The organism is Planctomycetia bacterium (assembly GCA_034440135.1).
Lineage (GTDB): Bacteria > Planctomycetota > Planctomycetia > Pirellulales > JALHLM01 > JALHLM01.
Map to the genome: position 1 here is coordinate 1 of JAWXBP010000473.1, position 22,740 is coordinate 22,740.

16 protein-coding genes are annotated in these 22,740 nt (G+C 62.8%); 7 read left to right on the forward strand and 9 right to left on the reverse strand.

Features of this window, described 5'->3' with window-relative positions; translation table 11 throughout:
* Together SGJ19_26890 and SGJ19_26895 are read right to left on the reverse strand one after the other, a co-directional pair.
* A partial coding sequence (locus SGJ19_26890) for a VCBS repeat-containing protein (GenBank protein ID MDZ4783891.1) occupies positions 1-4,548 on the reverse strand: 4,548 nt, incomplete at its 3' end.
* 190 nt (positions 4,549-4,738) lie between these two features.
* The gene (locus SGJ19_26895) at positions 4,739-5,317 is read right to left on the reverse strand and encodes a sigma-70 family RNA polymerase sigma factor (GenBank protein ID MDZ4783892.1); all 579 of its coding nucleotides are present in this window, start codon (positions 5,315-5,317) and stop codon (positions 4,739-4,741) included.
* Between the two features lie 178 nt (positions 5,318-5,495).
* Here SGJ19_26895 and phoU point away from each other — a divergent pair, with 178 nt between their 5' ends.
* Entirely contained in the window at positions 5,496-6,155 is a 660-nt protein-coding gene (phoU, locus tag SGJ19_26900) for a phosphate signaling complex protein PhoU (protein MDZ4783893.1), read from the forward strand.
* Between the two features lie 24 nt (positions 6,156-6,179).
* On the opposite strand, the gene SGJ19_26905 is transcribed toward phoU, so the two are convergent.
* The 3 genes from SGJ19_26905 to SGJ19_26915 all read right to left on the reverse strand — a co-directional run bounded on the left by SGJ19_26905 (position 6,180) and on the right by SGJ19_26915 (position 10,828).
* Positions 6,180-8,564 carry a peptidase gene (locus SGJ19_26905; GenBank protein ID MDZ4783894.1) on the reverse strand — a complete coding sequence of 795 codons (2,385 nt, stop codon included), beginning with the start codon at positions 8,562-8,564 and terminating at the stop codon, positions 6,180-6,182.
* A 341-nt stretch (positions 8,565-8,905) separates the two neighbouring features.
* A complete protein-coding gene (locus tag SGJ19_26910; protein ID MDZ4783895.1) occupies positions 8,906-10,537 on the reverse strand; it encodes an alkaline phosphatase in 1,632 nt (543 codons plus the stop codon).
* A 96-nt stretch (positions 10,538-10,633) separates the two neighbouring features.
* Positions 10,634-10,828: a hypothetical protein gene (locus SGJ19_26915; GenBank protein ID MDZ4783896.1), complete on the reverse strand. Its 195-nt coding sequence runs from the start codon at positions 10,826-10,828 to the stop codon at positions 10,634-10,636.
* A 292-nt stretch (positions 10,829-11,120) separates the two neighbouring features.
* On the opposite strand from SGJ19_26915, the gene SGJ19_26920 reads away from it, so the two are divergent.
* Both SGJ19_26920 and SGJ19_26925 read left to right on the forward strand, forming a co-directional pair.
* Positions 11,121-11,984 (forward strand): MqnA/MqnD/SBP family protein, encoded by an 864-nt coding sequence (locus SGJ19_26920; protein ID MDZ4783897.1) that lies wholly within the window; start codon positions 11,121-11,123, stop codon positions 11,982-11,984.
* Positions 11,981-12,265 carry a hypothetical protein gene (locus tag SGJ19_26925; protein ID MDZ4783898.1) on the forward strand — a complete coding sequence of 95 codons (285 nt, stop codon included), beginning with the start codon at positions 11,981-11,983 and terminating at the stop codon, positions 12,263-12,265. Before SGJ19_26920 ends, SGJ19_26925 begins: the two co-directional genes overlap by 4 nt.
* A 165-nt stretch (positions 12,266-12,430) precedes the next feature.
* On the opposite strand, the gene SGJ19_26930 is transcribed toward SGJ19_26925, so the two are convergent.
* Positions 12,431-13,906 carry an Nramp family divalent metal transporter gene (locus SGJ19_26930; protein ID MDZ4783899.1) on the reverse strand — a complete coding sequence of 492 codons (1,476 nt, stop codon included), beginning with the start codon at positions 13,904-13,906 and terminating at the stop codon, positions 12,431-12,433.
* Between the two features lie 183 nt (positions 13,907-14,089).
* Between SGJ19_26930 and SGJ19_26935 the strand changes: the two genes are divergently transcribed.
* The gene (locus SGJ19_26935; GenBank protein MDZ4783900.1) at positions 14,090-15,121 is read left to right on the forward strand and encodes a potassium channel protein; all 1,032 of its coding nucleotides are present in this window, start codon (positions 14,090-14,092) and stop codon (positions 15,119-15,121) included.
* Positions 15,122-15,183: 62 nt separating this feature from the next.
* Here SGJ19_26935 and SGJ19_26940 read toward each other — a convergent pair whose 3' ends face one another.
* Positions 15,184-15,933, reverse strand: coding sequence for a leucine-rich repeat domain-containing protein (locus tag SGJ19_26940; protein MDZ4783901.1), 750 nt, complete (start codon positions 15,931-15,933; stop codon positions 15,184-15,186).
* Between the two features lie 107 nt (positions 15,934-16,040).
* Positions 16,041-17,468: a DUF58 domain-containing protein gene (locus tag SGJ19_26945; GenBank protein MDZ4783902.1), complete on the reverse strand. Its 1,428-nt coding sequence runs from the start codon at positions 17,466-17,468 to the stop codon at positions 16,041-16,043.
* A 217-nt stretch (positions 17,469-17,685) separates the two neighbouring features.
* Here SGJ19_26945 and cysK point away from each other — a divergent pair, with 217 nt between their 5' ends.
* Positions 17,686-18,639, forward strand: coding sequence for a cysteine synthase A (gene cysK / locus SGJ19_26950; GenBank protein ID MDZ4783903.1), 954 nt, complete (start codon positions 17,686-17,688; stop codon positions 18,637-18,639).
* A 255-nt stretch (positions 18,640-18,894) separates the two neighbouring features.
* A complete protein-coding gene (locus SGJ19_26955) occupies positions 18,895-20,343 on the forward strand; it encodes an NADH:flavin oxidoreductase (GenBank protein MDZ4783904.1) in 1,449 nt (482 codons plus the stop codon).
* Between the two features lie 25 nt (positions 20,344-20,368).
* Here SGJ19_26955 and SGJ19_26960 read toward each other — a convergent pair whose 3' ends face one another.
* Positions 20,369-21,064 (reverse strand): hypothetical protein, encoded by a 696-nt coding sequence (locus tag SGJ19_26960; GenBank protein ID MDZ4783905.1) that lies wholly within the window; start codon positions 21,062-21,064, stop codon positions 20,369-20,371.
* A 176-nt stretch (positions 21,065-21,240) separates the two neighbouring features.
* Between SGJ19_26960 and SGJ19_26965 the strand changes: the two genes are divergently transcribed.
* Positions 21,241-22,662 (forward strand): cation:proton antiporter, encoded by a 1,422-nt coding sequence (locus SGJ19_26965; protein ID MDZ4783906.1) that lies wholly within the window; start codon positions 21,241-21,243, stop codon positions 22,660-22,662.
* The last annotated feature ends 78 nt before the right edge of the window (positions 22,663-22,740 follow it).

Sequence of the window (22,740 nt, forward strand, 5' to 3'; positions counted from 1 at the left end):
ATCAGCGCCTTGCCCGGTGAGCAACGCAAACGTATTCGCGCCGGAGTTCAGCACGAGCAAATCGGGCAGCGCGTCGCCGTCGAAGTTGCCGAAGGTGAACGACGACGTGCCTTCAAACGAGCGAAGCATTTGCGAGGTCGTGTCAGACAACGCTCGCAACGAAGCGGCGGACGCGGCCGCAGTGAATTCATAGGGTCCGCGACCGGTGCGATACACCAACGGCGGGAGAAATGTACCATTGCCGGCGCTGCGATAGAGCTGAACTGTGCCGGCGAAACCGTCGGCGAGCACCAGGTCGGCGCTGCCGTTGCTATCCGCGTCGAAGATTGCCATCTCTGCCGGCGAAGCGACGCCAGTATCGATTGCGGTGCTTTGCCAGATGCCCGACGAGGTCGCCGTGTATAACGCGATCGAACCGACTTGCGCTACGGCGAGATCGCTCAGCCCGTCGCCGTTGATGTCGCCCGCGACCAATCGCAGCGACGTCGCGTCCAACGCGATTTCGCTCGCCAAGGTCCAAACGCCACCGACCGTGAAGCGGTAGATCGACAGCGTGTCCGACATGCGGTCGAGCGTGGCGATAGCCGCACCGTCGCTCGTCGCGATTGCCACTGCCGATAGTGCGGGCCGCGCCGCGGGATTGATCGCCAACGGCGCGTCAAACACGCCAGGCGTTTCCGGTCGACCGTAACGCAACAACACTTCGCCCGATTGACGCACGACGAGGGCGTCAAGCGTGCCGTCCGCATTCACATCCGCGAACGCCGGCGTGGCCTGCGTCAACTCGCGGTTGGAATCGCTGGGTGATTGAAACGCATTGCCGCCAGCAGCAAACAGCAGCGTCAGATCGTGCGTGAAGGCGTTTAGCGCCGCCAAATCGTCGCGACCGTCTTGATTCAAATCCGCCGTCGCGAGCGCGATCGGCGTGTCGCCGGTGGCGTATTCACTCGCAGGGAGCCACTGGCGTGCAGCCGTCCGTTCCATGATCACGACGCGGCCCTGATCCTCGAGCGTCACGGCCAGCCGCGGTGCGCTACCGCCTGGCGCGGCCAAGAACACCAGGCCTCGCGGACTCCCGTCCAATGCGACCGTTTGCGCCGAAAACGCTCCGCCCGGTTCTTGATAGAGCGTCGTGAGGCTATTGCCCGTGCGATTGGCGCTGACCTGGTCCACGCGTCCATCGCCGTCGAGGTCGACCGCCAGGATGTCGATCGGCGCGTCGCCGACGTTCACGTCGACGCGGCGAGTGAATTGCCCGTTGCCGGCGCCGTGCCAGATGGTGACGTTGTCCGACAATTCATTCGCGACGATCAGATCGAATTGGCCATCGCGATCGACATCAGCCGAGGTGATGGCAATCGGCTGTGCGCCGGCGGCCAGCGTCGCGGCGGAGGTAAAGGTTCCATCCCCTGCGCCGAGCAATACGCTGACGTCGTTCGACAGGCCGTTCGCCGTGGCGAGATCGGCAATGCCATCGCTGTTGAAATCGCCGGCGACGAGATCGAGCGGCAATTCGCCGACCGTGTAAAACACCGCATCACGAAAATTTCCGTCGCCGAGGCCGAGCCAAACGCCGACGCGGCGATCGACTTCTGAATTCGCGCCGCGGAAAGGAAACGTGGCCGCGAGGTCTGGCCGGCCGTCGCGATTGAAGTCGCCAGCGACGACCGCCTGCGGCTGATCGGCCGCGAACCGACGTTCCGCAAGAAAAGCACCGTCCCCCGCGCCGAGTTGAATCGACATGCCGGCGAAACTCGTTGTCACCAGGTCGAGCCGGCCATCGCTGTTAAAATCGGCCGTGGCGAGGGCATGCGGATCGCTGCCGACCGCGAGCCGCGCGAAGTACTGAAAGGAACCGTTGCCGCGACCGAGTCGCACGGCCAACCCGTGCGCTTCGCCGTCATCGTTAGCGGCCAACAGGTCGAGCCGGCCGTCGCCGTTTAGATCGGCGGCGTCGAGTGCGACGATGGCTCGACTTACTAGAGTGCGCGACGTCGTGAAGAATTGTCCTGCCGCGTCCATCGACAAAATCGCGACTTCGTCGGCGAACGTCTGGCCTACGGCCAAGTCCAGCCGGCCGTCGCCATTGAAGTCCCCGGCATGGACGACGGCACGCAACGCCGTGCCAGCCGTGGCCACGGCGCGGTCTAACTCGACGACGACGCTTTCGGCGACGAACGCGGCGTTCCCCGCGTTACGCAGCAACGTCACGTTGCCGTCGCTGGCGAGTCCCGCAGCGAGGTCCAAATCGCCGTCGCCGTCGAAATCACCCGCCGCGATGTCGCTCGGTTCATCGCCAACCGCGATCGTGCTCGAAGTAAATCCGCTGCTCGCGTTTTGTACGAGGATTGCGACTTGATCGAGCCCGCGCAAACTCGCGGCGATATCCAGGCGGCCGTCGTGATTGAAATCACCGGTCGCCAGCGCGCTCGCCGCTTCAGCGAGTTGAATGGCGGTGACCGATGGATCGGTTGACGTTTGCAATCCGCTGACGATCACTACGGAACGCGTCGCGCCGACCGCGGCGGCGAGATCGGTGACGCCGTCGCCGTTGAAATCCGCGACCGCGAGCGCGTTCACGCCGGCGCCGACGATGACTTCGCGCGCGCTGTCAAACCAGCCGCTCGCGCCGCCGAGGAACAACGTCATGCGGTCGCTGTCGCGCCGCCCGACGGCCAGGTCCAATCGTCCGTCGCCGTTAAAATCCGCCACGGCCAAGGCCGACGGCGCGTCGGCCAGCGTGAACGGCGTTTGCGGCGTAAACGTGCCATCGCCGAGACCGACCAAAAACAAGAGCGTGTCTTCGAGCCCATTCGCCAACACGGCGTCGATCAAGCCATCTCCCGTGAAATCTCCAGTCGCCAGCGCGCTCACTCCCTCTGCGCTGACGTAATCCGCCAGCACTGACGTGGCGGGCGTCAGTCGCGTAATGAGTTGATAGTCCAAGGGCAACGCGGCTACTGCGCCCGCTCGTACCGAGAGCAGGTAGTTACCCGGTGCGAGATGCTGCGACAACATGGCGTCGCCCGGCGCACTGACCAGGATCGTGTTGCCGACTTCGTCGCTCAGTGTGAGCGATACGCCCGCTGGCGTTCCGCTCGCAATCATCGCGCGGGCATCCAAGCGGCTCGGCGCAGTCACCGTGAGCGGAAGCGCGTCGACTTCTTCGCGTGACGCCAATTGTTCGCCAGTGACGGTCTCCGCGGGCAGCACCGGCCGCGGCGGCGTAATGGGCGTTTGCTCGTCGGGCGGCAATTCGCCATCGCCAGGACCGGCCACCGTGATGCGCGCCAGCAACGAATAGCTGCCGAACGATTGCCCGGCGAGGCCGTTTACCGACGTCGGATCGCAAGCCGCGTTGCCGACGGCGGAGACGCCCACGTAGAACGTGCCGCCAACGGCATTGCCGAAGCGCAAGGGCGGATTCTCACTCCCGGCGTCGATTGCCGCGAGGTTATCCTTCACCGGGCGGCCTGTCGCGTCGAATACACGCAACACGCTGTTCAAGATGCTGGCAGAGCCCGTCTGTACGGTCGCTTCGATTGCCTCACCGGCGGCCAGGTCGACGCGGAACAAGTCGACATTGCTGGGCGTCGCGATTTCTCCAGCAACCGTCAACTCGCGCGGCAACGTGTCGGTCGCATAGCAAAGCTGGCGCGCCGTCGCCAACGTGTCTCCGTCGCCGAACGGAGCCCTTGTCTCGCGCGCTAACGTGAGTTGATAGTCGCCGACAGCGCCCGGTGAGCCGCTGTTGGCCACGCGCGGATCGTAGGTCGAATTGCCGGCGCCGGAGACGGCAACGTAGTGTAGTCCAGCACGCTGCGCGGTGATCGCCGTTTCGCCGGGCCCGGCTTGCAAGCAGGGATCGTAGCTCAGTTCCTGACCATCGACATCGAACAAACGCACGGTTGCGTTTCCCGAGTCAAGCTTCGCGCGCAGCACGTCGCCCGCGGCAAGTTGCACCGCGACGATATCGACGTCTAGCGCAGGATTGATCTGTGCCGAGACGGTCTGCGTGCCGCCGGCTGCGAGTTCCATTTCCTGCGCGCCGGCGAGCGTGTCGTCCGGAGTTTCAACCGTGCCAGCGGTTACGGTGAATTCAAGGCGGTAATCGCCAGTAAACGGCGGCCCTTGTTCCGCGAATTGGTCAGGGTCGTACTGATCGTTGCCGAACCCGGAAACGCCGGCGTGCAAGGCGCCATTGGCCGAGGCGGTAAATGAGAGCTGGTGATCTTCCGGCTGGTCGATGCCCTCCGCTTCGCCAAATAGCCGTAGCAGACCAAAGAACGGGAATTCGCCGGTCGAGGTGGATTCCAGCCGCAGGTCGACACGGTCCCCGGCCTGGAGGTCGAGCCGGAACACGTCGACGTCGCCTGGCTGGCCGACTTCGTCGGCAAAAGTGCCCGCCAGGCCGTAGGTGTAGGCTAGCGGCACGGACAACGCCCGGGTGTCGCCGACGTCATCGCCGGGACCGATGAGGAGCAGCCTGGGTTCCAGCGGTTCGAGCCGTCGGTTGCTGAATCGAATTGGCCGGCGCCGCCGCTGCATGTCCGCTGCCCCACGCGTGTTACCATGGCGGGGCGATATTGCTGAGAAGAACCTTCATTATCGCATTCGGGCCGATTGCCGCAACCTAAATTGGGGGTGCTGGTTACGCAATCGACTGCCGATTCCCACCGATAATGAGAGCAATAGCAACGACCGGAATCGGAAGGGCGGCCGAGATGAGGGGGCCGAATCAGCCTTCGCCAGCGGTGACCAACTGTTCCAGGATCTTGGCGGCCGCCATTCGGGTGTTGTAGACCGTCCGTTCCGTCGTTCCGACCAGCGCGGCGATCTCCCCCACGCCGTGCCCTTCCAGCAGCAGCTCGATGATCTTCCGCCGCCGCTCCGGGAACGGCTCCAGGAGTTGCTGGATCAGCTCAGTCAGCATCGCCGCGTCCTGGGGCAATGGCTCACTCTCCAGCGGGTCGTTGTGCTCCGCCAGCGTCACCTGCCGGGTGCGATCCCGGCGATCCCGCTGCCAGAACTTGGCGCGGTTGCGGATTTTGTTGAGCGTGATGGTCACCAGTAACGGCCAAAGGCCGTCCTCCGGGCCAAACCGCATCTGGTCCTCGCGCGCCCGGCCGAAAAAGCTCCGCATCACGCTTTGCGCGATGTCGGTCGAGCCTTCGACCTCCTTCAACCGCCAGCCCAGCTGCCGGCGAATCAGTTCGATCAACCGCGCGTAATACCGCTCGAACAACCGGCGCGCGGCCTCTTCGTCCCCGGACCGGTATTCGTTGATCAAAGCTTGATCGGGCAGCGGATCGCTCACGAATCCAGAATACCGCTGTGAGGTCGAATTGTCACGCGAGGCGACGCGGGCGCGCTAGCTGAGATCGCAATCTTCCCTACCCTGCCCAGGGGCGACGGGGTAAACTTCCCTCCGTGCAATGACCGCCGCGATCGGAAGCGCCGCGGGGATTTCGAAGCGAATTAGCGACTGGCGAACTATGAGACGATTGGATCAGGAGATTTCGGGACTGACGCGGCGCCTGGTCGAGATGGGGGACCTGGCCGAGTCGATGATCGACATGGCCGTCAAAGGGCTCATTAAGCTCGACCACAACGTGCTGAACGACGTGCTGGTCAAAGAAGACGCCCTCGATCGGATGCAAGTGGAGATCGACGACGAAGTGGTGCGCATCCTGGCGCTCTATGGCCCGTTGGCGATCGACCTGCGGTTCGTGCTGATGGTCTCCAAGGTCAACACCGAGTTGGAGCGGATCGGCGACCAAGCGGTCAACATCGGCGAGTACGTTCAACTGCTGAACGCGCATCCGGATTCCGCTTCGTTGCGCGACTACCCGCAAATGGCCAAGCTGGCGCGGATGATGTTGCGCGACGCCCTGCAGGCGTTCTACGAGCGCGACGCTCTCAAGGCCAAGGAAGTCATGGCCAACGACGACCTGGTCGACGCGCTCAACGACACCATCCTCCGCGAACGCCTGGCCGAGGAGCCGGACGACCTGGCGAATTCCATCGCACTCATTCTCATCGCCCGCTCGCTGGAACGCGTGGCCGACCAGGCCACGAACATCTGCGAAGAGGTCATCTACATGGTCGAAGGCCGAGACATCCGCCACACCGGCTTCGGGCACGATCTGGGCTAACTCCGTGGTGCATTCTCGGAATGACTACCGCGCCGGCCGCACCGCATTGCGTGCCTCTGCTTTCCCTTGCTCTTCCACGACCGTGCGCTTCGGCACGCGCGCCCAGAACGGGTGTTGGCGGTCGCCGCGGGAGCGGACGTCTTCCAATAGCGTTTCCACCTTCGGCTGCAGTTCCTCGCCGGTGTATTTCTGGCGATTGATCGTCACCGTGCCGCGACGGGTGAAGTCGATCAGCTCCGGCGTGAGCCAGACCGTGGCGGTCGAACTGCCGGGGGCGGTGACGTGGACGCCGTTGTTGGCGAGGCGCTTGGCCTCGATGACGGCCGGCTGAAAGTTGCGGGGCGGCGGCCAGTTCGCCGGGTCAACCAGCGTGGCCGGCGGCAAGTCGTCGACTTCCACCCACCAGAAGAAATTGTCCTCGGGCCGCATTGCTTTCGCCTTGAAGTTCTGCGGGAAGAAGTCGCGGCGTTTGCGCCCCATCCAGTCGAAGAGATTCAAGATTTCATCATAGAAATGCTCATGGCCGCGCCCGCGGAACTCGGCGACGGTAACGTCGAAGCCAACGTAGCGCATGTAGCGATCCCATTCCTTCGCGTTGCGGAACATCTTGTCGCCGTCCAGTTCGCCAGCCACGTAGTACGCCGGCAGGCCACGACCGTTTTCCAGGTAGTGTCCGACGTATTTGTCGGCCAGCGCGGCAATTGGAATGATGCCGGCCCACAGGTCAGGGTGCGATAGACCGATGTCCCAAGCGGCGTCGCCACCGATGGAATGCCCGGAGAGGAACACGCGATCGACGTCGATTGAAAACCGTCGGCAAGCGTCGCGCAGCGAGTTCAACACCGCGGCGTGTTCCTTGGCGGTGTATTCGTACTTGGTTTGATGCGGGATGGACCATTCCGGCGAAATGATGATGTAGCCGTTGCGCCCGGCCTGGCCGGAGCGTTGGCCGTTCTCGTTGGCTTCGCCTGCCCACCAATCGATGTTCTGTTCGGCGCTGATGCCGGCCGCGTGCAGCGTGACGACCGCCGGATAGCGGCGCAACGGGTCGTATTCGGGCGGCAGTTGCACGTAGTAGTTCAAGGGCGGCTCTTCCGGCAGCCCGTCGATCTGCATCGAGTAGTAACCCGGAATGCCGGCGTCTTGCTCCGGCGGTTCGATGGGTGGCGCAAGATTCGCCACGATCCGCGCGACGGTTTCCACCGAAGCCCCTTCTTCGGATTCCAGCGGCCGCAACAATCGCACGCGATTCAATTTGACGGGCTCGCGCAGGTATTCGAGCACAACCTCGCGGATGCGAAGCGCGGAGATGGACAACGAAATCTGCCGCGTCGCCCCGCTCTGCCCGAGCAACCAGCCGCTGAACGCCAAGGCGAGCTTTTCCTGGGCGGTCACGTCCGGATCGTTGACGAATTGCTCGAACGGCGCCATACGGTCGAGCGTGTTGAGATTCAGTTGCGCCACGATTTCGTCGTGGATCGGCTTCACCTGGTTGCGCAACGCTTCGTCGTTCAATTCCACTAGCATTTTATCCAACTGCTCAAGCACCGCTTTGCCGCGGTCGTAGCGGGCGTGATAGTCGTCCAACAGTTCGCGGACTTCCTGTAACAACTCGCCAGCGACGCCGTCGGCGGGGAATTTTTCCAGCATCGCCGTGGCCAACTCATGTTGACCGGCGCCGCTGCGGAGCTTGGCTTCGTTGAGAATCCGCCGCGCCGTTTGTTGCGTCAGCTCCTGCATGGCCGGCTGCAGTTCTTTCGCAACGTCGGGATGCTTGGCGAGAATATCCTCCAACTCCTTCTTGGCCTCCGCCTCGCGATTCGCCTGCAAGAGGAAACGCACCAGCCGCAATCGCTCGTGCGGTTTGCTCTGATCGATCTGCGCGGCGAGCAATTGCTGCAACGTCTCGCGCGGCAGCGAACTGGTCGCCACCCGCATGTCCCAGACGTACGTCCGCAACGCTTCGATCTTGGTAAACTTAGGCGTGATGAGGGTGATGCCTTGGATGACGGGCGCGGGCCCTCCGCCCGTGGTCATTTGGTAAGTGCGCCGTCCCCATGGATCGAACGGCTCTGCCTCGACCAGCACGCCCACGCCCGCCACTCTCCGGCCGCCGTCAGGAATCTGTTGCGGGATGATAAACTGCTCCGGCGCTTCGGCGCCGCTGGCCCGGGCATCCTGGACCAATTTCTTCGGAATATAAAAGCGGTGCAGGCCGTCGTCGATGACCAGAATTGGCGTCAGCACGCCGGGGGCCGGGGGCGCATCCTGGGCCACGCTGGTGAACTCGACGGAACGCCCTTCGTAGATGCGTCCGTCCTTGAGGACATACGTGGCCGCTGTCGCCCAGTGCGCAAAGTAAGCCGATAGTGCGACAGCGATCGCCGCCGCGCGCGAAAAATGCCTCATCCGCCCGCCCTCCATTCCTAAAGGCCGCCAGGGGATCGAGTCAGCGATTCGTTCCGGAAGCTTCATTCTGACCGAGAATGTGGCCCGGTCAATTAGTTGGGCCGCGCGAACCCTAGTTAGTTGACATGCGTACAGTATTCGGTAGAATCGTAAAAGTCGAGGCCACCGCTACCTGGAAATACGCGGAGAAACAGCATGCAGCCCAATTATCGGCAGCCAGCGGCCGAGTATCGTGCGGACGCCCCGCGGTCCGATCGCGCCACATCGATCGGCGAGGCGATGGAAGAAGTATTGGGCGCGTTTGCCGCCCGGCAAGGCGCGCGGCCGTCATCCCGGCCGGCTTACTCGCCGGTCTTCGTGGCGGTCGGCTCGATGAGCGACTGCGGATCGGTGATGACCAGGTAGTGGCCGTGATCGGCAGTAAGAATCACCGCCGTGTCCTCCCAGTGATTGCCGGCCTCGGCCCATTCGGCGATGGCGCGGAAAGCGGCGTCGCCGGATTTCACGGCGCCGATCGAGTTATCGATGTTGTCATCGTGGTTGGCCCAGTCGACGTCCCCGGATTCCACCATCAACCAGAACTTGTCGGAACGCGCGTCCAACACCTCAAGTGCGGCCCGCGTCATGTCAGCGAGTTTCGGATTCTCGCTGACGTCCGCTTCGCTGTACTTTTCGACGACGCCTTTGGCGCCAATCGTGGGTCGGTAGTCGCCATCCGCGGTTTGAAACGGCAGATGTCCGCCGCGTGTGCCGAAATAGCCGAAGAACCGCGATTGCCGCTCTTTGGCCTGGCGGACACCTTCGGTCAAAACGTCCGTGCCGGCGCGGCCTGACGTGCGTTGAGCAATCGTATAGCGCCCCCCGTTCGTGGCGTCGCTCGCCGCTAGATCGTCGGCGGTAACGTATCGATTGCCCGGGACCAGGTTTTTGCCTTGCCCGCTATCTTCGACGACATCTTCGCCCCAGCCGGCGCCGATCAGCACGTCGACGCCTGGCAGCGGCTCATTGCGATGGGCGATCGAACGCAGCCCCAGCAGGTCGCGCGTCAGGTCCTGAAAATCGTCGCGCGAGACGTTGTGCGAATACGCGGCCGCCGGCGTAGCGTGACTGATCGGCACGCTGGTGACGACGCCCACCGCATAGCCTTCGCGCTGCAGTTGATGGGCGATCGTCTCGACCTGCGATCCATCGACCTTCACGTTAATCGACGCATTGAACGTCTTGATGCCCGAGGTCATCGAGGTCGCCGAAGATGCCGAGTCGGTCACGGCATGCGGCCGCGCGCGGCATTGCGCGATGACGTAACCCGGATCGGTCCCGAGACTCCACGGCGTGTCGCCGGCGATCGTGGGATCGTACCCACCGCCAAGTTTTCCGTCGGGATCGAGAATGGTCTGCGCGTCGACGTCCTCGCCGAGGCCTTGATTCCACGGCGAGGTGACGAAGTAACCGAAATCAGTCTGCGTACCCGCGTAGTCCTGCCAGAACAAACCCGTCCCGCGCCCTTCGGAGTAGCCCACGCGTCCCGCGTTGTTCACGGAGGCTGCCCAGGTCGTCCACCAATCCATGCCGTCGAAGACGACCAAAATCACGTGTTTCTTGCCCGAGGCGGCCGCCAGTTTTTGCAGGCGATAAACATCCGTTTGATCGCAGTAGTCGGCGGTGGAGTTCACCGTGCCGTCGGGAATCCGCCCGTAGAGCTGCTTGATCTGATCCGGCTGGCGATACGCGCTCTTCTCGCCGTCGAAGGCGTCGAGCGTGATCCCGAACGTGTAGACCGGGATCAAGCGGTTCGAGTGCGACGTCCAGTCGGAATAAACCTCCGGAAGCCGGCCCCAATGGCCCCATTCGGCCTGCTTGTTCTTGACCGCGGTTTCCTGCAGGTCCCGGACATGATCGGCCTGAGCAGGCGCGACGATCGCGAGCAACAACAGGCAACCGAAGCGCACCTCAAAGCGAGCGGGAAGACGCACAGAAACCTCCGCAGTCCGGCAGGCAACGCATGGTGGGAAACGACTTCCCTAGCGTAGTTGTCGCCGAATCGGGATGGTAGCCCCGCCTGCGAGGGCTCAGGCCGTGACGTCCAGTTGCGTGGCGCGATCGCTAGGCGGCGAGCCGGCGGCGGCTTGCAGCAATTCGACGATGGCCTGGCCCTGGAGTTTCATGGCATCCTGCTGCTTCTTCGCGACGGCCACCTGCACCTGGATGTGCAAAGACTCCGCTTGGGCCGCCGAAACGGAAGAGGTCGCGCATCCGCAGTCCATGGCTCGATTCCAGTCGCCAGGTGTAAATGAAGGCTCCTCGTCGATATATCGGCCGCCCAGGCCGCTGAGGATTTCGCGTTTTGGCGCTCCTTCACCGTAGAGGCCACTAAACGGCGGGAGATTTGCCGGCTGGGAGGTCTGGATCGTCGCCGCGCCGGTTAACTGGAGGGCGTAACCGCCGGTTCACGCGATGGAGCCCAGGTCGGTGTCGGCCAGGGTCGGGGGTTTATGCCGATTGGCTGGCCCCCTAAGATGGGATTGGTTTTGCCTTGGCTCGGGAGCAAGTCACACGATGTCCACGGTCGCGTCACAACTCATTCGCGTGGGGCACAGTCCGGATCCGGACGACGCCTTCATGTTTCATGCGCTCGCCAACGATAAGCTCGATACCGGACCGTACCGCTTCGAGCACGAGCTAGTGGACATCGAGATGCTCAATCGCCGCGCGCACAACGCCGATCTCGAGCTCACGGCGGTCAGCCTGCATGGCTACGCTTACCTCACCGACAAGTACATCCTCTGCACCTGCGGCGCAAGCATGGGGGACCAATACGGTCCGATGCTGATTGCCCGCGAGGCGAAGCCGCTCGTTTCTTTCGAGGAAAAATCGATCGCCGTACCAGGCACGCGCACGACTGCTTACCTCGCGCTGCGGATGTGCCTGGGAAAGAAATTCAAAGAAGTCATCGTACCCTTCGATGAGATCATCGAGGCCGTGGTGGCCGGCAGCTACGCCGGGCAACCGATCGACGCGGGGTTGATCATCCACGAAGGACAACTCACCTACGGGCGGCAGAATCTGCATCTGATTGTCGATACCGGCAAATGGTGGTTCGAGGAAACCGGGTTGCCGTTGCCGCTGGGCGCGAACGCGATTCGCAAGGACCTCGGCCCGGAAGTGATTCGCGACGTGCATCGCCTGCTGCTGGAAAGCATCAAGTACGGGCTCGACCACCGCGGCGAGGCGCTCAATCACGCTTTGCAATACGGCCGCGACTTGGATCGCGCCGAAGCGGATCAATTCGTCGGCATGTACGTGAACGACTGGACGCTCGATTTCGGCCCGCGCGGCCGCGAGGCGGTGGCGACGTTGTTGCGCCGCGGCTACGAGACCGGCGTGATCCCGCACCTGGTCGTGCCGGAATTCGTGGCATGAGCTTGACGCCCCCGGCACCCGGCGACACAGGCGGCGGTCCGGTCGGGAGTTCGTTTCTCCCGCTGATGTTCTTGGGCGTGGTGGCGATGGGCATCGGCGGCGTGCTGCTGGTCTTCGCGCCCGGCTGGCTAATCGTGTTCGGCGTGCTATTCGCATCCGTCGTACTCCAGTATTTCATCTGGGGCCGCTGGCTGCGCAACGCGATCCTGGCCGAGGAGGAAGCTGAGTCGGAACTCGGCGCCAAGGCCGCGAGCGATGAACGAAACGGTTCGTCGCAGTAGTGCGCCGACTGACGATGGGTGCCTGGGGCTGGGGCACTCGATCGGAAAGTCGCTAAGTCAACAAAGCTGGGGCATCGTTACTTCACTTCGGAGCAATCGAACGAAGCCCCAGCGCGATGGACTTCGAACTCGATGTTACGTTCGCCCCTGCCCCAGGCACCCGCGTCATTGGGTCGACATCCAGGCCGAAATCTCTTCCGCCGTTTTGATGCCCCACTGCCCGAGCGCATAGGCCGCTACGATGCTGATCGACCAAAACGCGAACCAGGTCAAGGAGTCGGACCAGAGGGACGGCATCAGGCGGGCGTCGGTGCGGCGATAGCGCAGGTAAATCGCGCAGGCCGCCAGCAGCGGCAGCGTCGCGGCCTGTACGAAGCCGCCCATGACGACCATGAGCTTGGGGTCGCCGAGCCAAAAATAGAGCGCCAGCCCAAACAGCGGGTAAAAGACGCAAAAACGCCGCGTCCAGCCGTCGCGCTGGTCGTGATCGCGATAACGGACGATGCCGGCGAGTCCGAGAAAGTCCGCTGAGAGCCGACTGTTCGACGCCGAGGCAACGTACAGCGTCTTGAAGAGCACAGCCCAGACGCCAATCAGGAAGAAAATCTTCGTCCACTCGCCGAATGACGGCACGTACATCTGCGAGAGCGTGGCGATCATCTGGCTTTTTTCGGGATGCAGATCCTGCCGATACAGGACCGTCGCCCCCAGGATGTAGAAGGCCACGGTCGCGATCGTGAACACGATCATGCTCACCCAGGCGTCGAGATACATCACGCGGAGCCAGCCCCGGGCGCGTTGTTCCCAGGCCGGGTCGTCGCTGCGCGGGCCGGTGAACCTGGCATAACCTTTTTCCAAGCACCAGTACGGGTAGGCGTACAATTCGCTCGCGCCGACGCCCGTGATGCCGAACGCGGCGAACGCCTGCGTGATCGCCGCGCCGCCCAACCCGAAAACGCCGAGCGAAAATGCTTGATCGAAATCGGCCTGGCGAATTGGAAAGCCTGCGCCTGGCAACATGCCGACGCAGATCACGGTGACGAGCGTCACTCCGGCCACGAGCGCCGTGGTGATGCGTTCGATCCGCCGATATCCGCCGCTTAACAGAAGCAACACCGCGCCAATGGCGGCCAACAGCGCCCAGGGAAAGTCCGGACGCTTGGCAATGACCGCCGACATGCCCGGCCAAACGTCGGCCAGCCACGCGGCGAGTCCGGTGGCGACCTTCGGAAACACCAGGTGCAGCGCCTGCCCAACGCCGCCGGCCATCGCGCCCAATTGTGCAACGGTGACCATCAACATGAAGAACCACCACCAGACGAGCCAATGCGCGCCGAGGCGCGGCCCCGGCAATTCGTTGAACGCGGCCAGCGTCGGTTTACCAGACGAGATGGCGTAGCGTCCCAACTCAATCTGGACGAAGACCTTGATGACGCAACTAAACAGAATCAACCACAAGAAAACAAAACCGTACTGCGCGCCAAGCGCCGTGGTCAGCAGCAACTCGCCGGAGCCGATGATGCTGCCGGCGAGGATAATGCCGGGACCGATCTTGCGGAGCGCCGCCCAAAGACTGCGCGGCGGCGCTTGAATGGTGAGATCGGTGAGGGCGTAAGGATCGAATGTCGCGGAATCGCTCATGTCGGAGGCGCGGACGTGTGGGCTGACGGCGCGGATGAGAACCGCATTGTTCTAGCACGGCAACCGCGCGGACGCCATCATGCAGGCGACCGGGCGAGGTCGCACATCTTTGCTCCGCGGCCGCGACAAGGTATTCTCCGTCTTCCAACGCAGCACAAGGATCGAGCGGGACCGCTGGCGAATATGGTGATTACACCACCGCTAAATAGGCTGCGTCGCGGCCTGATCATCCTGGGCGCGACGATCGTCGTAGCCGTCTGCGCGCATAAGTGGCTGTCCGGCGGCACCTGGCTCGACGCCCTGTACATGGTGGTGATCACCGTCTCCAGCGTCGGCTACACCGAGACGAGTCAGCTCTCGCCGGGACTGCAACTATTCTTTATTCTGTTGATCCTGATCGGCATGTCGGCCGTCGGATACACGTTGGGCGGCTTGCTGCAATTGATCACCGCGGGCGAGATTCAGCGCGCCTTGGAGCTACGACGCATGAGCCGCAACATCTCACAACTCTCCGGACACATGATCTTGTGCGGCTACGGCCGAATGGGCCAAATCCTCGCGTCGGAGTTGGCCCGACAACAGCAACCCCTGGTCGTGTTGGAACGGGATCACGGGCGCGCGGCCGAATGCGAAGCGGCCGGGTTTCTGACGATCAACGGCGACGCGACGGAAGAGTCGCAACTCGTCGAGGCCGGCATCGAACGGGCCAAGAGCCTGGTTGCCGCGCTGCCGAGCGACGCCGACTGCGTGTTCATCACGCTCACTGCGCGTAATCTCAATTCTCGGCTGCAAATCATCTCTCGGGCGGAGCATCGCTCCTCGCAAAAGAAACTCGTGCAAGCCGGCGCCGACCGCGTGGTGATGCCGGCGTCGATCGGCGCGCAGCGCATCGCCACGATGCTGACGCGACCTTCGACGGTGGAACTGTTCGAACTGGTGATTGACCGCACGCAATTGGAAGTGGAAGTCGACGAGCTGACCTTGTCCCCGAACAGTCAACTCGTCGGCAGCAATGCCAAGGAGCTTGATGCGCGGCGCAGGACGGGTTTGTTGATCGTGGCCATTAAGTTGTCGGGCGAGGCGCGCGCCGAACAGCCCGCGAAGATGATGTTCAATCCTGATCCGGAATATCGCTTCGCCGCGGGGGACACGCTGATCGTGATGGGAGCGGTTCAGGATATTGCCCGGTTCCGCGAGCAGTACGGATTGCGCTGACTACGAGCTCGCGGCAGCAACGACAAGGCCTGTACAACGAGAACGACAGTCGAGTCCCACCATTAATGAATAATGCGGCACTTTGGCAGCGCCCGCTGAAATTCGTCGACTTGCTCCTGCGAAACTGACAGGTCGTCGAAGTCGACTTGCCGAAGGCCTTGCGATTTGAATAGAGGTGACAAATCGCTAACAAGAGTGCTGGAGAAGCCGAGGCGCCGTAGATTGGGCAATTCCACAAGTGGCGACACATCGCGGACAGGGGTGCGGCGAATCCAAAGATCTTCCAAACTCGGCAGATTGCCGAGTGGTGTGACATCCACAATGCTGGTATCGGAGAGTCCCAGCACCTTTAGTTTCGTGAGCCCTGCTAGTGGCGTCACATCGTCGACGGGACATCCGCCCGCCTGAATTTCAACCAGGTTGCGAAGCCCCGCGACGGGCGTCAGATCACGGACTTGAGAATTGTGGAAGCTGATGCATTGAAGGTTTGTTAAGCCGGATATCGGGGTCAAGTCCTGAACCCGAGTGTCCTGGACAGACAACGATCTCAGGCTGGTGAATTCCGCGAATTCGGACAGGTCGGAAAACGAGCCGTATTCGACGTCGGGTCCATAAAAGCCCGCATCTGCCGCCCTTGGGCCTCGAACCCAATTCAATGCCCTTCGCCACCAGACTTGCTGGCCATTTGAAATCGTCGAGTCGTCGTAGAGGCCGGCATATGTCACGCTAAGTCCCGGCGTCGATTCCTCGAGCCGCATCGCCAATTGAGTTTCGTGTCGCGACTGCATTTGCTCGCGCACCACCCAGGCCATCCCGATGGCGAAGACTGTAACGAGGATCCAGAGCGAGCGCAAGCTATACGAAAACCGAAGTCGCCGTCGTTGCGCCACGGTTACGTTGGATGTATTCATCGCGCGCCTTATAAGAGATGCCTCGCCTTGATCTCCAAATACCGATTCACCAGCGGCGCCGTCAAGTCCTCCGGAAACACGTCCAGCGACAGCACGCCTTTGCGGTTGAGGTCGGCCAGTACCTGGGCACGCCAGCTCAGAATGTCGGCCGCGGCGGCCGCGCGGTAGAGCAGGATGTCGTTCGGATACTCCGAGTCGGCGGCCTCGAAGACTGCGCGATCGCGGAGCAGCACGCCGAGCGTCAGGTGCCGCCCCGCGGCGGCGGTGAGATAGCGTTCGATCTGGTGCGAGTTCACTTCGTCGATCACATTCGTGACCAGCACGACCATCGAGCGCTTGTGAACCTGTTGCGCCAGATGCATGAAGGCCAGATCGTAACGGGATTCGACAAGCCTCGGGAAGCGATCGTAGGCGGTGTGCAGTAGCCGGTTCATTTGTTGCATGCCGCTACGGGGCGGCACGAAGCTGTGGATCTCGTCCGAAAAGCAAAGTAGCCCGACCGAATCGCCGTGCGAGAGCGCCACGTAGCTGAGCATCAACATGGCGTTCAGGCCGTGATCCAACAGGCTGAGCCCAGCGGCCTCGTTCGTCATCATGCGGCCGCAATCGAGCATGAAGAGTAGGCGCTGACTTTGATTGCTTTGGAAATCCTTGACGGTCAGCTTGTTTCGACGCGACGTGGCTCGCCAATCGATGTGCTTGAAATTGTCGTCGGGGGAATAGTCCCTGAGCCGCTCAAATTCGTTGTCCTGGCCGATCTTCCGCGTACGGCGCAGGCCCATCAGGCTCAGTCGATTGGTGCGGGCGAGGATGGCATACTCGCTGAGCTGTCGCATGTCCGGGTAGACATGCAGTTCCGTCCGCGCCGGCAGTTGCAGCAACCTTTGCCAGAACTTCCAGCGGCTGCGGGCGCGAACGTGGACTTCGTTCAACGTGAACGCGCCGCGTCGCTTGCTCTCCAGACGATATTCGACCGTCATCCGGCTCAAAGGTTCGAGCAACAGTTCGAATTCCTCCGGAGTGCCGGTAAGCTCCACCGGCAAGCCGTCGCGCACCGTGGCTTCGCAGGCGCGGCGCGTGGGATTGGTGATCGTCAGATGCACTTGCTGCGGTTTGCGCAGCGACGCCGTGCGCGGGGTCTCCCGCTCGGCGGTGAAACTACTCTGTTTGGGCAGCGTACAAAGATCGATCACGGCGAACAGCACCAGCGCGGCATCGACGGCGATGATCGGCCAGTACAGCACCGTCGTCACCAGCAGCAGCCAGGAGACGAAGGCCGGCAGCAGAAAGCCCGCCAGCAGCATGCCCGTCGGGTAGATCTGCCGACGCCAGGCCAGCCACCCCAGGGGCAAGCCGTAGATCGACAACAACAGCGCGAACCAAGCGAAGGCGCTCAGGTATTGGTCAACGCCCAGCGAGCGGTAAAGGTCGTTCACAGTCGGCACACGTGACGGGGAGACGTCCGAAGCAAGCGGCTAGTTTATCACGCCCAATCACCGGGGGATATTCGACGGGGGCTGCTGCTACTCCGCTATTGTTGACCCATCTTCCGCGCTTGGGCTAGAATCCGGGGCATTCCCCAGCGGGGTGATCTGGCGACAAAGCAAGCCCCTGGCAAGCAACCGGGCTTTTTTACTCGTAAAGGACAGGCGCATGGCAACGTATACCGGTGTTCGCGAGGACATCACGCAGTGCATTGGCAACACGCCGCTGGTGCGTTTTCGTCGGATCGCCGAGGGCTGCGTGGCGACGGTCGTCGGCAAGATGGAAAACATGAACCCGCTCTGGAGCGTCAAGGACCGGATCGCCCGGGCCATGATCGACGCCGCCGAGCGCGACGGAATGATCAAGTCCGACACCGTGGTGATCGAGCCCACCAGCGGCAACACCGGCATCGGTCTGGCGTATGTCTGCGCCGCCCGTGGCTACAAATGGCTGGTCACGATGCCGGAGAGCATGAGCCTGGAACGCCGGCGGATGCTGAAGGCGCTCGGCGCGGAGTTGGTGCTCACGCCTGCCGCCGAAGGCATGCCCGGCGCCGTGCGTCACGCGGAAAAGCTGGTGGCGGAAAACAAGAATTACTTCATGCCGCAGCAGTTCAAAAACCCGGCCAATCCGGAAGTGCATCGCAAGACGACGGCCGAGGAAATCTGGCGCGACACCGATGGCAAGATCGACATCTTCGTCTCCGGCGTCGGCACCGGCGGCACCATCACCGGCGTCGGCGACGTGCTCAAGCAGCGCAAGCCGGGCGTGAAGATTGTCGCCGTCGAACCGACCAACAGCCCGGTGATCACCCAACGCAAGGCCGGGCAGGAACTCAAGCCGGGGCGGCACACCATTCAAGGCATTGGCGCGGGCTTCATCCCGGACGTGCTGAACGTGGACGTGATCGACGACGTCGTGCTCGTGCAAGACGAGGACGCGATGGAAACGGCGCGGCAGATGGCCAAACTCGAAGGCCTGATGTGCGGCATCAGTTGCGGCGCAGCGGCCTGGGCGGCGCTCCACCTCGCGAAACGCCCCGAGAACGCCGGCAAACTGATCGTGACGATCCTGCCCGACCTCGGCGAACGCTACCTCTCGACCAAGCTCTTCCCGGAATGATTTGCTCGCCTAATTAGGATTGAGCCCGCGAAACACGCGAAACACACGAAAAAAGTACACCGGCGGGAGCTGTCCACGCAGTACATGGAAGGACACGGAAACGGCTGCAGGCAGTGAGCGCTAACGATCTCGACCGCCAAGAGCTCTTCCGTGTAATTCCGTGTCTTCCGTGGACAATTCCTCATCCTGTCCTTTTTTCGTGTGTTTCGCGTGTTTCGCGGGCACATCCGAAATTAGCGATTCTCAGTTTTGCCGATGGCCGGATTTCCTAAGATTGCGCAGTTGCGTAGCGCCGAGGCGTTGCGCGCGCGGCTGGCGGAACTTGGCATCTCGTTGCCGGTGGATGATGCGATTCTGACTGCCGCCCAAGGATCTCCGTTGGCGGCGCCCTGGCAATTTGGCCCGCGCACCGTGGGGAATCGCTGGTGCATTCATCCCATGGAGGGCTGGGACGCCGAGCCGGACGGGCTGCCCTCGGAGTTGACGCTAAGACGCTGGCGTCGGTTCGGCGAGAGCGGGGCTAAGTTGATCTGGGGCGGCGAAGCGGCCGCCGTGCGCGCGGATGGCCGAGCCAATCCGCGACAGTTGCTCGCCACGCCAGTGCATGAAGCAGGGCTCGTTCAACTTCGCGAATCCTTGCTCGCTGCGCATCGGGCGCGCTATGGCGCGACGGACGGGCTGGTCGTCGGCTTGCAACTGACGCACTCCGGACGTTTTTCACGGCCGACCACCGCGGGTCCAGCGCCGCGGATTGCTTATCACCATCCGCTCTTGGACGCCAAGTTCGGCATTGCGGCCAACAACGACGCGGTGGTTTGGACCGACGCTGAGTTGGAAAGACTGATCGACGACTACGTGATCGCCGCGGGAGTCGCCGCGCGGGCGGGCTTCGATTTTGTCGACGTCAAAGCCTGCCACGGCTATTGCTTACATGAGTTTTTGAGTGCGCGGCGACGCCCCGGCCGGTTCGGCGGCGATCTCGAGGGCCGCACGCGTTTACTTCGCACGATCATCGAACAGGTTCAGGCGGAACAGCGTGAATTGCTCGTCGGCGTGCGATTGAGCGCGTTCGACATCGTGCCTTATGAGCGCGGCGAAGACGTCGGGCGGCCGATGGCGCATGAGGACCAGTTGCCGTATCAAGACGCCTTCGGCGTGAATGCCGCGCGGCCGACCGAATTCGAATTGACGGAAACCATCGAGTTGCTGCGAATGTTGCAGCGGCTCGGTGTGGCGGCAGTGAATCTTTCGGCTGGCAGTCCGTACTACAATCCGCACATTCAACGCCCCGCGGCGTTTCCACCCTCGGACGGCTATTTGCCGCCGGAAGACCCACTCCTCGGCGTGTGGCGCCAAATGGAAGCGTCACGGCAATGCCGCGCCGCGGTTGCCGAGTTGCCGATGATTGGAACCGGCTATTCCTATTTACAAGATTTTCTCCCGCAGGTGGCTCAAGCGGCGGTGCGCGAAGGCTGGATCGACGTGGTCGGCCTGGGCCGCATGGTGCTGAGCTATCCCACGCTGCCGGACGATGTGCTGCAGCGCGGACAGTTGGAACGCAAGCTAGTATGCCGCACGTTCAGCGATTGCACGACTGCGCCGAGGCACGGCATCGTCTCGGGGTGCTATCCGCTCGACGCGTTCTACAAGCAACTCCCCGAAGCGGCCAAGGTTGCGGACGCGAAGCGCAACCACTCGCAATAAGTGAGCCGTGTGCCTCGGCCCGCCGTCAATGCTCGATCACGGCTTCCGGCAACGCGCGGCGCAGACGCCAGCGCCCCCACCAGTTGATTTGCGTGCCTCGGATGCCGATCCAGCGCAATGCCGCGAACCTCGCCAGCCACGGGACGCTGGCGTTGGTAATCCCGGTCTGCGAGAGATCCAGTTTTCTTAATCCGCTGAGGCGCGTAAGTTGGCTCACGCCGCGGTCGGTCAACTGGCTGCGGGAAAAATCGAGGTTCGCGAGCGCCAGCAGATCCTCCGCGGTCGAGGCGAAGCGGGAGGCGTGGAGATCGCCGAACTGAGCGCCCGAGAGCTTGATCGCCACGACGCGTTCCGCGACTTGCGCGAAATCGTCGCCGAAGGAATGGCGCAGCCAGTCGATCCGTTCGGTATCGATTTCCGCGCCGGCGGCGCGCAGCTCTGCGATCAACTGTTCCTGCCGTGCATAGCGCTCCACCTGCGCGCCGAGCCAGCGGAGCCGGCTGGCCTTGAACTCGGCGAATTCGGTCGCGCGCTCGAACGCTTCCTGCAATCGTTTGAAATCGGCCGGGTTGCCGCCGCGATCCGGATGCGCCGACCGGGCTTTTTGCAGGTAGGCTTGCTTGACCGTCTCCACGTCATAGGGAGGCGTCAGGCCCAGCAGCACCATGAAATCGGGCCGGTCGTCCGGCGCGGTGAACCGGTGATGGAGGTGACTGCTCATGGCTGCCTGTGGCGTGATTCGTGTGCTACCCATCACACTAACCCGCGGCACGAGCCAGCGGGAGGGGCACAACGGAATTCACGTCTACAGCACGTTTGAACAACAGTTGTCTGGACAATCGTTTGCAGGTTCGGTAGCCTGGAGTCGCGAATACTCTCCGGAAGACATGCCCCCAAATGCAAACCACTTCGCACACCGCCGCTCCCGGGCGCGTCTTTGGCGCTAGCACGGCATATGGGCTGATGATCGGCCTGGCGGCGCTGGGATTTTTGTTGGTGCGCTGGCTCGGGGGTGATTTAACGGCGTCGGAAATGGATCTCGTGCGCGACGCGGCGCCGGGCCCTGCGGCGTTGAGCAACAATGCGATACTGCATGTCTTCGTGGCGCTCACCGCTGTAATTCTGACCGGCCGCGCGCTGGGCTGGCTCTTCGCGCGACTGCGCCAGCCGCCGGTGATTGGCGAAGTGATGGCCGGCATTCTGCTAGGGCCGTCACTCCTCGGGCGCGAGGTCTCCGGTTGGCTGTTGCCAGCGTCGGTCGCGCCGTACTTGGAGATCGTCGCCCAGTTGGGCGTCGTGCTGTACATGTTCCTGATCGGCCTGGAATTGAACGGCGAATTACTGCGCCGCCGTGCGACGACCACGTTGGCAATCTCGCATGCCAGCATTGTCGCGCCGTTCTTGCTCGGCGCGGGGCTATCGCTGCTGTTGTATCCCGTGCTGTCGCATCGCGGGGTTTCGTTCACGAGCTTTTCGCTGTTCATGGGCGTGGCGATGTCGATCACCGCGTTCCCCGTGCTGGCACGGATTTTGACCGATTTGCGCTGGCAGCAAACGGAATTGGGCGTGATCGCGCTTGGCGCCGCCGCGATCGGCGACGCCACGGCCTGGTGCTTGTTGGCCGTCGCAGTCGCCGTGGTGCAGTCACAAGTCGGCGCGGCCGCGCAAACCTGCGCATTGGCCTTCGCGTTCATCGTCGGGATGCTCGTCGTGATTCGACCCTTGGCCGAACGATGGGCCCGGCGGATGGAATCGCGATCGCTCGGCGTCGCCGCGTTAGCGGGATTGCTGGCCGCGGTGTTGGCCGCGGCGGCACTCACCGAAGCCATTGGCATCCATGCGATCTTCGGGGCGTTCTTGGTAGGGGCGATCATTCCCCACGATAGCCGCATCGCGCGCGAAGCGACCGAACGATTGCATGACATCGTGACCGTCCTGTTGTTACCGGCGTTCTTCGCCCTGACGGGCATGCGAACCGAGATCGGTCTGGTCAGCGGCTGGCAGGATTGGATGTTGTGCGGTTTGATCATTCTGGCCGCCACCGCTGGAAAATTCGGCGGCGCGATTGGCGCGGCGCGCTATACCGGCATGCCCTGGCGCGACGCCTGGACGCTCGGGGCCCTCATGAACACGCGCGGGCTGATGGAATTGATCGTGCTGAACGTCGGCCTCGACCTCGGCGTCATCTCGCCGACGCTGTTCGCCATGATGGTACTGATGGCGCTCGTGACGACGCTCATGACGACGCCGATTGTGCTGGGGATTCAGCACGGAAGCAGAGCGGGAATGCCGAATGTCGAAATCCGAATGACGAACTAAATGACGAAGCTCGAATGTCGAATAGTCACTTTCCGACGCGTTCGTCATTCGGATTTCGACATTCGGCATTTCGCCACC